The 426-nt window shown below is 46.9% G+C and carries 4 tRNA genes; all 4 read left to right on the top strand.

Going from position 1 to position 426, the window contains the following annotated elements:
• Positions 1–49: 49 nt before the first annotated feature.
• The 4 genes from HMPREF2603_RS12270 to HMPREF2603_RS12255 all read left to right on the top strand — a co-directional run bounded on the left by HMPREF2603_RS12270 (position 50) and on the right by HMPREF2603_RS12255 (position 385).
• A tRNA-Phe gene (locus HMPREF2603_RS12270) sits at positions 50–122 on the top strand.
• A gap of 23 nt (positions 123–145) precedes the next feature.
• Positions 146–218: transfer RNA gene (locus HMPREF2603_RS12265), tRNA-His, on the top strand.
• A gap of 12 nt (positions 219–230) precedes the next feature.
• Positions 231–302 (top strand) — tRNA-Gln (locus tag HMPREF2603_RS12260).
• An 8-nt stretch (positions 303–310) separates the two neighbouring features.
• Positions 311–385: transfer RNA gene (locus tag HMPREF2603_RS12255), tRNA-Cys, on the top strand.
• Positions 386–426 lie beyond the last annotated feature (41 nt).

Here is a 426-nt window from a genome sequence, read left to right as displayed (position 1 = left end):
GATCGCGGGTTCGATTCCCGTCGGGACCGCCATTCATTAATATAATTATGGTTCAATAGCTCAGTTGGTAGAGCAATGGATTGAAGCTCCATGTGTCGGCAGTTCGACTCTGTCCTGAACCATTCTTATTTTTATTATTTGTCTGGCGGTTGTGGTGAAGTGGTTAACACATCGGATTGTGGTTCCGACATTCGTGGGTTCGATTCCCATCAGTCGCCCTTTATTATTAATGGGCTATAGCCAAGCGGTAAGGCAACGGACTTTGACTCCGTCACTCACTGGTTCGAATCCAGTTAGCCCAGTTACTTTTGGCGGCATAGCCAAGTGGTAAGGCCAAGGTCTGCAAAACCTTTATTCACCGGTTCAAATCCGGTTGCCGCCTCCATGAATTATGCGGGAGTAGTTCAACTTTTAGAACACGTTCCT

Origin of the sequence: Staphylococcus sp. HMSC055C03 (genome assembly GCF_001809385.1) — a bacterium.
In the GTDB taxonomy this organism is placed as follows: Bacteria; Bacillota; Bacilli; order Staphylococcales; family Staphylococcaceae; genus Staphylococcus; species Staphylococcus simulans.
The sequence above is the reverse complement of the archived record's forward strand: the minus strand, read 5'-3'. Positions and strand labels throughout refer to the sequence as shown.